Source organism: Nitrosomonas marina, assembly GCF_900110145.1.
Lineage (GTDB): Bacteria > Pseudomonadota > Gammaproteobacteria > Burkholderiales > Nitrosomonadaceae > Nitrosomonas > Nitrosomonas marina.
In genome coordinates this window covers 1-10,196 of sequence record NZ_FOCP01000041.1, presented here as the reverse complement: position 1 = coordinate 10,196, position 10,196 = coordinate 1, and the positions used below count along the sequence as shown (strand labels likewise).

General features: G+C 49.9%; 11 protein-coding genes. 2 read left to right on the top strand and 9 right to left on the bottom strand.

Translation table 11 applies throughout. From position 1 onward, the window contains the following. Positions 1–128: 128 nt before the first annotated feature. The 9 genes from BMX44_RS15845 to BMX44_RS15805 form a co-directional block, all read right to left on the bottom strand. Positions 129–683, bottom strand: a complete 555-nt coding sequence (locus BMX44_RS15845) for a hypothetical protein (protein ID WP_090634822.1) — start codon at positions 681–683, stop codon at positions 129–131. Positions 684–735: 52 nt separating this feature from the next. Continuing rightward, on the bottom strand, positions 736–2,463 hold the full coding sequence (locus BMX44_RS15840) for a hypothetical protein (protein ID WP_090634820.1): 1,728 nt from the start codon (positions 2,461–2,463) through the stop codon (positions 736–738). A 125-nt stretch (positions 2,464–2,588) separates the two neighbouring features. Next, entirely contained in the window at positions 2,589–3,077 is a 489-nt protein-coding gene (locus BMX44_RS15835) for a hypothetical protein (RefSeq protein ID WP_090634818.1), read from the bottom strand. 6 nt (positions 3,078–3,083) lie between these two features. Then, positions 3,084–4,178 carry a hypothetical protein gene (locus BMX44_RS15830; protein ID WP_090634815.1) on the bottom strand — a complete coding sequence of 365 codons (1,095 nt, stop codon included), beginning with the start codon at positions 4,176–4,178 and terminating at the stop codon, positions 3,084–3,086. Positions 4,179–4,184: 6 nt separating this feature from the next. After that, complete coding sequence (locus tag BMX44_RS15825; RefSeq protein ID WP_090634814.1) at positions 4,185–4,526, bottom strand: hypothetical protein; 342 nt, start codon at positions 4,524–4,526, stop codon at positions 4,185–4,187. Next, on the bottom strand, positions 4,523–5,068 hold the full coding sequence (locus BMX44_RS15820; RefSeq protein ID WP_090634812.1) for a hypothetical protein: 546 nt from the start codon (positions 5,066–5,068) through the stop codon (positions 4,523–4,525). Before BMX44_RS15820 ends, BMX44_RS15825 begins: the two co-directional genes overlap by 4 nt. Beyond that, positions 5,065–5,406, bottom strand: a complete 342-nt coding sequence (locus BMX44_RS15815) for a hypothetical protein (RefSeq protein WP_090634810.1) — start codon at positions 5,404–5,406, stop codon at positions 5,065–5,067. The genes BMX44_RS15820 and BMX44_RS15815 overlap by 4 nt, the downstream gene beginning before the upstream one ends. Further along, on the bottom strand, positions 5,403–6,134 hold the full coding sequence (locus tag BMX44_RS15810; protein WP_090634808.1) for a hypothetical protein: 732 nt from the start codon (positions 6,132–6,134) through the stop codon (positions 5,403–5,405). Before BMX44_RS15810 ends, BMX44_RS15815 begins: the two co-directional genes overlap by 4 nt. Positions 6,135–6,145: 11 nt before the next feature. Next, positions 6,146–6,991 (bottom strand): hypothetical protein, encoded by an 846-nt coding sequence (locus BMX44_RS15805; protein WP_090634807.1) that lies wholly within the window; start codon positions 6,989–6,991, stop codon positions 6,146–6,148. Between the two features lie 165 nt (positions 6,992–7,156). Here BMX44_RS15805 and BMX44_RS15800 point away from each other — a divergent pair, with 165 nt between their 5' ends. After that, complete coding sequence (locus BMX44_RS15800; RefSeq protein ID WP_143056980.1) at positions 7,157–9,292, top strand: hypothetical protein; 2,136 nt, start codon at positions 7,157–7,159, stop codon at positions 9,290–9,292. A gap of 17 nt (positions 9,293–9,309) precedes the next feature. Next, on the top strand, positions 9,310–10,196 hold an 887-nt coding region (locus tag BMX44_RS15795; protein ID WP_090634803.1), incomplete at its 3' end, for a hypothetical protein.

The following is a 10,196-nucleotide window of genomic DNA, read 5'->3' as shown; positions in this document are numbered from 1 at the left end:
ATAATCCCGAAATTCTGGTCGGCATTGCTAAATGCAGGAATCTCGGAATTATCGCGCAGCGGGTTAAGCTGTACACCCGGCTCTTCACCGAGTTGTCTAACAAATGCTTGTGATCCGCTCATAACTGATTAATCCCCTTTCTTTGCTTTGCTACCAGAACTGCCTGATTTTTCCGCCGTCTTTGTTGCGCCAGCGCCGCTTTTATTTGCTTCAGGTTGTTGGCTGTTTTGATCATCGCTGCCACCGCCTTTGCCCTGTTTGCCGCTCTTATCATCGTCAGTGCCTTGCCCGCCAGGGTTTTCACCACCTGCAGAGCCGCCATCAGGGTCTGGTTTCTCTCCGTCAGGGTTAGAATCAGGCTCTTCACTTTCATCGCCTTCATCAGAAACCGCCTCGATCGTCAGCGCATGTTTCAGGTTATTCATGGTTGCAATCTGCTCCATGCTGGAAACGGCGCGCGTCAACTGATCAATACTGTTTACCTGTACATGTTTCGAGTTGGAACCATCCGCACTGCACACAGTATCGAGCGTAAGGCCGTTGATTTCAGGGATTGTAATGACGCATGGCATACGGCTTGTTACCGTGACCATCAGTGGGAATTCGGATTCACCGAAAACCTGCTGGACGGTCTGCCTTGCTTCACCCTGAAGGGCTGGCGCCCCCACTTCTATCTTTCTCATCAATGTTCTCCTGTATATAAATTGCTACATCAGATCAAAATCACCTGAATGATTACTGCATGTTGGTAACGTTGATGATTGCGCAACCAAGGGAAGCTGAAATATGCGGATTGACCTCGTTCAGGCTACGACCGTAAACACCAACGCCAGCTTTTAATTCAGTGCTGACACCAAGCGGGATCATGGTTGTCGGAACGGAATCGCCCAGCACGAACGGATTCAAGGCAACAGAACTTGCGCGACCTACGCAGAGAATTTGCGCGGCACCCGCTGTGTCCTGAATGGTTCTTGGTGTGTAGTACACATCATAGAGCCCGAACAATCGACCGATACGGAAAATTCCGGGACGCAGCATAACGCCGGACGGTTGCCAGATATCGCTAGGCAATGACAGGAAGTCCGACATGATGTACTTACCGATATACAGGTGAGAAATGCCATGATCGAACGTATCGATAGCCATTTGTTGGGAAGCAACGCCAAGAGCACTAGCCAGATCGCGCCACGCATCTGAGCGATGCATGTAGGTTTTTCGGTTGGTCCAGTCAAAATCGAATGTAACCTGATTGTTTGCACCCAATCGCAACGCTTTTTCAAGCACTTCATAATGACGCTCACCAGACAATTGACGCTGAATGGCGACCATCGCTTCACCGTGTGCATCCAAGCCCAATTCCTGTGATATCTGAGTGCGCGCATCAGGCGTAACTTGCGTAAACCCACGCCATGGCTTGGCGAACAATGGTCTCGTTCTTACGGCACTCAGCATGCTTGGAATATTTTCAGGCCCTCGCTCGTAGTCAACGAAGCTTTCAACCGCAACCGGAATCGTATCTGGCAATGCTGGAGTGGTTGTTATGGCGAACACACCGGTATCGGTATTAATGTTCCCACCAATTGTGTACGTTTGCGCTGAAATCGTAATTGAGCCGCTCATAACAGAGTTGCCCGAGCCCTCTGAATCCACCTCTCTTGCTGCAACCATGCCCCGGACATACAAAACAGCACGACCGCGAAGCAATTTGATTGCATCCGCCGCCTGATCGCAAGTTGAAGGCGTGTCCTGCAACTTGGTCAGTTTTCCGTCAATATTGCCGGTGCTCACAGCAGGAAACATCGCGTGAATGCGTGAAGATGTCAGGTATGGCTTACCTGAATTAACGCCATCCATTGAGTCGCCTTGCGCATACTGACCGTATGCATGCCCGGCCTCGTGCGACAGGATAGCCAGCTTCGCCTCGTTCGAGCCAATGTCTGCAGGCAAATAGTGAGCGAAGGGAATCGCGTCACCAAACGCTGACAGAATCGCCACGACAGCACGGTTAGGCTGTAGCGACAACTGGTCATGATGCGCAGAACTCGCGCTATCCAGCTTAACCCTGTCCAGCTTGTACTTGTTTGCCGCAAAATCGGTTGCTGCAAAACCCATGTGGATGGCGTAATTGCTGATATCTGGCGGAATGCTGACGCCGTGTTGACGCTGATACGTGCCAACACCGTCAAATATGGCTTTGATGATTTTTGCCCGGTTGCGCTTTTTCTCGTCTTCACTCGCGCCGCAATACGCCTCATCCAGAACAATCTGCATGGACTCAGGAACCTCCACGCCAGTATCGCCCTGATTAACAACTGATCCGGCAAAATCATTAGCGCTTGCAGAATCGAAAGTGTTGCCCTTGGCTGAGTTTTCGAGAAGGCTATTAACAAACTCCGTCGCCATCTCTGCTGATTGGCTGTAGCAATCCTGCTTGACTTGCTGTACTACCGCTTCTTTGGTCATCTTCTGTCCTCGTTTTTATAAACAATTACTCACCCGGACAAATGACCGGGCACTGATACTCGAATGAGCGAGTTAATGTTTATTGTGAAAGGACAGAATTAGCCCAAATGCGGGTTTTTCCGGTTTTAATCGGGTAGCAGGTCCAGATCAGCCCTGCGGTTCATGACATAGCGTGTGGCATACGGCGAGACATTCATAACCGTTTCGATATCGACCACTTCATAAGCCACTTTCACTTCATCAGTAATAACCAGATAGATAACGTAATGCTTGCTGATAAAAAAGTGGCCTTCCATGCCTTCAGGGAATTCCGGCTCGATCAGATAACGAACCTCGGTTGCGCCGATGTTCGCATCCTGCCGGTCCATCATGCTGGCCGGCGTAAAAGCTTCGGCCTGCAGCGCGTAACCGTTGCCAACATGTTCCCAGTCGATATCCTCTTCATCCTCAGAACTGAGCACCATCATCCCGCCAAGGGTAGGCAGTCCGCCAACAACCGGCTCACCGTTGCGGTTGACGATCTTTTTGAACACCTGACATTCCAGTGTATTAGGGTGGTTCATCACCACATTGCGGCGCATCCGGTTAATGCCGCTCGGCACATTGTTTAGCATGATGTTCTACACTCCCAATTTGTCGGCAATCTGCTTATCGGTGAATCCGAACCGGCGCAATACCTCGAGATCCGACTCGGCCAGTTTTCCGGATTTCAATGCGGCCTCAATCTTGCGCGTACCAACAGGCTTGACTTTCACCCGTTTGACTTTCTTGGAGGCAGCATTCAGCGCATTGCGCTCCTGCACACGCGCGCGCTCTTTCGCACGCTGCTCGCTGGTTTTGATTGTCCGCTTCCTTGCGGCCTGTTTCTCTGCCGCTTTGTCAGCCTCAGCCTGGCGCATGTTATGTCTGGCTCTGTTATCCGCTGACGCATGTACTTTTTCCATGTGCTTGGTCAGGAAATTGAGCACCGTTGTCGATGTGTCAATCTCGCTCATGACGCGCAGCACATGCTTGCACGCAACGCCCTTTAAGTTCGGGTTTCTTATTTTCGGGAATCCAAGTTCGTCACGACCGGCGTTAAAATTGCCAATCGTTGAGATATAACGAAAGAAAAATCTATGCCGCCCGCAATCGCAGTCAAAGGCTAGTTTCTGCTTTCTTAACCAGTTAGCGGTCTGTTTAGGCGTTTTATTGTCCTTGGACTTGGCTGACATCAATTTATTGACCGCCGCACTGAAAGCATTAAACCTCACCAGGACATGGTGACGATTGACATCCGAATCCGGTCCTGCATTGGTGATAAAACGCACTTCGTTATTCACAGCCGACACAGGAATTGCCATATTGATCTGTTTGCGAGCTCTGTCTATGTCGGTGTCGGATCCTGCTCCGGGCAGCGGTTTCGATGACGCCAGGTCTATTACCTGTCTGGCCGTAATACCGTCTCCGGTGAAATTGCTTCGCGCAATCTCCATGTTGTGACGGAACTGCGCAAGATCGTTTGCGGTGATTTCCCGCATACTCTTTGGACCGGTTGCGCCCAGTGTCGTGTACAGGGTTCTGGCAGCATCCCATTCCCCTTGAACTTCGCGCTTCGTGAGTATTACAGAATTAACCTTGCGTTCCGCCTCTTCACGCTCACGCTTGTCGGTCTCTGCGCGGCCTTTCGCCTCGCCTACATGCCCCCTGAGTTTCCCAAGAATACTGTCAACCACTGGCGTCTATCTCCCGCGCCGTTCCCAGGTCGGCTTATAGTCTTTGCGGTTATCAGCCACGGATTCAAAGCCAGTACGTCTCTTGATTGTATGAAGCTGACCTTCGGTAGGCAATGTAATGCGGATCTGCGGCAATGGCTGATCGACGGTATCAAGCCCGGCAGCTGCCATTACTGCCAGAAACTCGTCACGGCGCCCGTACACGCGCTGAGAAACAAGGGTTATATCGTGCTTTTCATCAGGCTTGGTCTCGTAGAACAGCGCCGTTTCCCATGGCTTGGTTCTTTGCGCGAAACGCCGGACCTCTTTATAAAAGTCTTTGGCTGCGGTTGAGTTGACATCGATCATATCGAAATTACCTCGCCCCTTCTAAACCGCTCTACCTCGTCATCCATATCGTTCTTGTTGCTATCGCCGCCCATCATCAGCATGCTCAATTCGTCAGCCATGCCAAGCATCTGATCGACCTTTCCGGCTTTTATTGCATGCAAGCACGTCGCAAGCGCAGCCATCTGCCCGCATGTGACGTTTTCAGATATCCGGTAACGCGGTCCGTTGACGTCAATACCGTCTTTCTCGATTGATGATGTAGGATTCGATCTTGCAGCGGTCTCAGAAAATCCTAATCTACTCCCCTTTCCGTTAGAAGCCACACCCTGCTGTAGCGCGTAGAATGCTGAAATAGCGGCCTTGATATCGTCATCCGTGAACAGTCTGTCACGGTCAATGTCAGGGTCGTTTGTAATCACAATACAATCTTTACGGCGCTCTTTCCGGAACTCTGCCTGCACACCGATAGCCAGCACGTTTGTATCGGTGTCGTACAACGAAAACAGCGTGCATGCGCCGCCTCCATACCCTGAGAATGTAGACTGAATCTTTATTGTCATTTGAACACCTCGAAATACCAGAGAAACACCAGGTTCAGAAACAGCAATACAACAATCAGGAATTTGTACAGAGGATTCATTTCATGGTTGAGTATGCCAATCCTCAACAGGATATCCCGGACCGGCATTAGCCAGATCCGCCATGAAAAAATCCAGCATAGCAAGTGATACGGCCATAACAATATGGACCGCCACACGATATCGCCCAGTTCTATTTCCTGGGATTGCAGCATACTGGCATCGTTAGGATTCTTGAGGCTGCCCCTGAGCGTGAGCAACAGAAAGCACAGGCCGATTAAGAGATAACCAATAATTTCATCCTGATACCGTTCAATCACAGCACGTCCTCACGTTTGTTGACGACCTCGACCACAACCGGGTGACCTGCAGGATCATCGGTACCAGGGATTCCCTTGCCATCGTTCGGATCGCCATCTTTAGGCGCGCCAAACAGCGGTATCGATGCATGCAGCGTGATATCGATAGCCAGAATGGTCATGTTTTTGGAATCTGTGTTGATGTTTGAGGCTGGCATGTTAGGGGTCTCTATCTGTACCGGCCAGCCGTCCATCACATGCCCGGCAAACTTATAACTGGCATTGAAACGCCTGCGAAGCGGCGAATCAGCGTACATTAGGAATTGAGCGGCAATCGATCTCGCGGTATCGGACGTATGCGAAAAAATAGCCAGCTGCGCCCTTATGTCACCAGCCATCACCTTGACATCGAAAGCGCGTTTCTTGATATCGTCAGGCAATATCACCCACAAATTGTCGTCAGCAGTCACCTGTCGCGTGTAATCGCGCCCCGACGGAGTGTAATTCTTGTCCATGGCTGCAATAATGACCGGCAACTGTGGCGGCTGCGTTGGTCCATTCTGGGTATCGTTCTTGTAGTACGACTCAATTATGGCCTCGGCATCATCCACCAGCCTGTCTTTTGCCCATCCAATGCTTGTGGCATGACCTCTGGATACGTATTCCTGAAGTGACTTGGTAGTCGGAACGATGTTGTCATAAAAGCCTTCCAGGTATATCCCGAAGGCTTTTTTTACAGGCTCTATCATGAATTATGCTTTTAGCGGTTCATCCCACGGTACATGCGCTCGTATGCCTTATCATTAATGACAACCTCTTCACTATTACCAGCCTGGACAAGCTTTTCGCTACCGAAGCTGTTCACGTCATCGAGAAGCCGATCTTTCGCACCACCATCGACCAGGATATGAGACGAACCACCAGCCGAATCAAGAACAGCAGCCGCGTCAACGTTATGGCTTGCCAGGAATGACATGAGCTGTTCGTTATCTTGCTGCAGGCGCTCGATTGTTTCGTTCGATGCTTCACGCTCGCCCTTGATGCTGTCCAGCAACGCCATCATGTTTCTGGCATGCTCTTCACACTCGGCTGCGTACACATCGTCATAGGTCAGTTCACCAAGGTTTCCGCCCATGGCATCATCCAGCGTTACGCCCCGGAATGAGTTGTTCAGGAAGTTAGGCTCAATCACATAATCAAACCCATAAAACTTGTTTATTGAGGCGTCGATTGCAGACGAAAAGCCGCCTGTTTTGCTGTCGAAAAACAGTTTTTCCGCCAGTTTTCCAGATGCTGTATCGAAAAACTCGGCAATATGTTCGACCGTCCCATCATCAAACATTTTCAGGTGAGTCGTGACAAAAGCGGGCTCAACCGGTACGGGCTTGCCGTTATCCAGTCCGCCCTCGGTCGGGTCCATGCCAAACCGGATTCTTGGCCAGTGGCCGTAGTAACCGATCATGCCGCGCGATTCAACCGTTTCCTGGCATGCGTCACTATTTACAAAGTCAAACAGCGCCCGAATATTGAAATTACGCACCTTGCCGGTGTACTGACGCCCTCTTTCTTTCAATGAATAGCGAATCTTTGGCGTTTTTTGAGGCATAACTATTACTCCGTGATTAGTCAACACGGGTAATAATGCCGACCTGAGACAGGGCATTTATTGCAATTTTCCGCAATTGATCGACCGGCTGCGGAAAATTGGCACTATTGGGAACTCGTTAAGCCATACCATTTTGCAATTGACTAAAAACCATAATTGCCCGGTATGCCAAACATTAAGAAAAGCAGTTTCCTTGCAAAACTCGGAATGCCAGCCAGACGATGGTCTGCTGAACATATCGCCCCTGCGGTCGAGATAAAACAAGAGGACGCCTATTTATACGGCGGCGGATCAACCACTATTGCATCGCTGCTTGGCACCGGACGGCGCGGCGCAAGAGCGCGCCAGAACATCTATAACAAGTGGGATGACATGGAGTCAGACGCCATCGTTTCATCAGCCCTGAAACTGCTTGTTACGTCAGCTTTGGGCGGACATGAAACGACCGGGGACGTGGTTTTTATCGAACAAAAGCCGGATACGGAAAGCAACAAGAAATTGAAAAGCATGACTGAGGAAATCAAAGATACCCTCGGTCCTATCCTGAACAAAAAAGCCTATCAATGCGCGTACACTGGCGCCGCGTTCGGTGACGCATACGCAAGGATTTACTCAAAGGAAGGTACTGGTGTTGTCGATCTTTATACCGATGAACTCGTGCGGCCACAATTGATACAGCCGTATGAACGCGGCAATAGAACGGTTGGATTTCATTCATTTATCAACGAACGTAACCCGGAAAGATTGACCGTAGCGCAGATGGCCAGACTCAAAATGCCGCGCACGCAATGGGTGCCACAGCATGGCGTAGTCGAAAAGGCAATCCGTATGATGATCACTGAGGATGATCTGGATAGCGTTCCGGTCATGCCGAGTATGGCGGGCGGATCGCTGCTTTATAACGTAGAACAGGCTTACGACAACCTGTATGCTTCGCTGATCGGGCTCGTAGGCCAGCGATGGATTGATTCTATCGATGAAAAAATGCTGCAGCTAAACATGGAATCAATGACGCTTGAACAGCAAAAAAGCTTTCTCGCTTCAGTTAAGACAATGTTTGAATCATCAAAAAAGCGGGCGGAAACGGCGGTACAGGAAGGCAAACCGCTACTTGAGCGTATCTGGCACATGATTCCGGTATGGGGTGAAAAGCAACTAACTACTATCAGCAATGCGGACGGCGGGCAAACCGGGCGTACCGGCACCATAACCGTTGAGGATGTTATTTTCCATGCCCGTTTACTGTCTGGCGGTATCGGCGTTGACATGTCAATGATCGGTTTTGCTGACCAGATGGCTGGCGGACTTGGTGAAGGCGGTTTCTTTCGCACATCCGCCCAGGCAGCCGAGAATGCTCGTCATATACGCATTGCGCTGGCTGAATTCATCTATCACATCATCGATATTCATACGCTGAAGAAATATGGTGTTGTTTTCAGCCCAAGCGAGCGACCATGGATCGTTAATTTTTATGGCTCTATTTCTGCGCTTGAAGCCGAGAAACAACGAACCAGACAGGATTCAATGAGCGCCGGCATGACTCTTGTCCAGGTCATGCAGCAGATCAAAGACATGGGCGCAAATGAGAAAATAATGGAAGACTTTTTAACCAAGGAAATGCTGCTTGACGAAGACCAGGCAAAACTCTATGCCACCATCGTCAAGGCCAAAGATGAAGATGAAAACCATGATGACGGCTTCGGAAATCGAAGCGGCGGGGACTTCGGAAATCGAAGCGATGACGATAATAAGATGGACAGCGCATTGCCATATTATGGCGATTACGGCGATATTGACGATGAAGCTGAAGAAATACTCGACGGCATAGGCAATAGCACAACTATACCTATACCTCAAAAAACAGTTCGCTGGCTTGGATTCGACAAACCCATGTCATTGCGCGCTGATTTGCATGCGCTGGCTGAAAGGCACTCTGAATATTACGACGCAGATCCTGACCTTGTATTGTCAGACGTTCAATTTGTTTTAAACAATCCGGATGACTGGTTCATACATAAAGATGAAAGAGTTGTTATATTCAGGGAAAAGGTTGGCACCGGGCGAGCATCCATGATCAGGATAGAAATCGAATCATTAGGGAAAACATTCGTTGTCAGGTCGGTATTTCAGGGCGGGAAGCGGCAAATTGCCACCAAAATGAACAGCAAGAAAAAAGAATTGAAGCGCCTTGGCCTGAGTAGCCCTCTCTCAGATCCGCTCTCTGTGGCCGAATACCTTACGGCACTGGGTCACAGGTCACTGCGTGCTGTTCCACCCTCCGGCGGTTCTCCCAAGGCGTAACAATAGGCTAACACAAAATGTCACTCTATAACAATATCGCAAAAACACTGTCACAGAAAGGCGCTATAGGCTCAGTTATATCAGGCGCCACCAATGCAACAAACACCATCGGTCAGCACGCTGCCAATATGATGGGCGGCGGCGAACTGGCGCAGGCTGTGTCAAAGATAGGTGCTGCCACGGCAACGAATGTTGTCCGCAACGCCATCAACGAACACATACCAATACAGGCACACCGGGCGCTGAATGTTGGCGGCGGCGCGCTTGGCGACATCCTGCAGGGTGATATCAACAACGCCGGACTTAGAATACTCGATTCCGGCCTGTTTAATGAGTCATTACCAGGCATGAGCGCGGTTGCTTCACAAACTCGATATTGGGGACGGCCTACCCCGGTTTTTGGAGGCATCACCCCAACAGAAGCGCAGCGAATATATGAAGACATCAGGCTGGAAAGATTATCAAAAAAGAATTTATTCCTCATCGAAGTATCCAGCGAACTCATGGGTGATACGCTGTGGCCATGGTTCAATATGTTTGCAACGGAACTCGATTATGCGCCATACACTATAACTGGCGAAAAAAAACGTGTAGGCGGCGCAGCGATAGATTCAGTACAAGGCAATGAACCTGTCGAGTTACGCGTAACCACCATGGACAACCATTATGGTGTGCTTAAAAAGTGGTACATCGCGCATCATAACTTTACTGCATCTAATGATGGGACTGTTGGTCTTCCATATCGGTACGCTATTAAGTTCAGAATCGTGCATTCGTTTATTACCGAAGCCAGCATTCCATATAGCGCTTATGAAGATATCGGCTGGTTCCGCCCTTCAAACATCGAATACAGCCTGTCACGGCGTGAGGACGCCATGCAGGAAATACAAATGACATTCTCACA